We start from the raw sequence: 475 nt of genomic DNA on the forward strand, positions 1-475 counted from the left end.
GCCGTGGCGAAACAGTATGAAGCGCAAACCGGTATTAAAGAAACCTTCTACGTATGCAAAGCGTCAGCAGGAGCGGGCCAATGGTAAGTGACGTCAATTCTCATGCGCCAGACGGGCAACCGTGGCGCATCACCGTGCTGCGCAATCAACACGGCATGGTAGTGACTTTTATGGATTGGGGCGCGACATGGCTTTCCGCGCGCGTGCCCATGCAGGATGGCAGCGTGCGTGAAGCGCTGCTCGGCTGCGCGACACCATCGGATTATCTGCATCAGGATGCTTATCTCGGTGCCACGGTTGGCCGCTACGCCAACCGCATCGCTTCGGCTGAGCTGAAGCCGCTGAATCTTCTGCTGGCGGCCAATCAGGGCGCGCATCAGCTGCACGGTGGCCCGGAAGGCTTCGATAAACGCCGCTGGCAGATTGTTCGCCAGAGTGAAACCGAAGTGCACTATCGCATTGATTCACCCGATGG

Annotated in this window: 1 protein-coding gene; it reads left to right on the top strand. The window is 58.5% G+C overall.

Translation table 11 applies throughout. The features are described from left to right. Positions 1–80: 80 nt before the first annotated feature. The coding region (locus D7X12_RS41865) for an aldose epimerase family protein (RefSeq protein ID WP_500683249.1) at positions 81–475 on the top strand (395 nt) is incomplete at its 3' end.

Source organism: Corallococcus sicarius (assembly GCF_003611735.1).
Lineage (GTDB): Bacteria > Myxococcota > Myxococcia > Myxococcales > Myxococcaceae > Corallococcus > Corallococcus sicarius.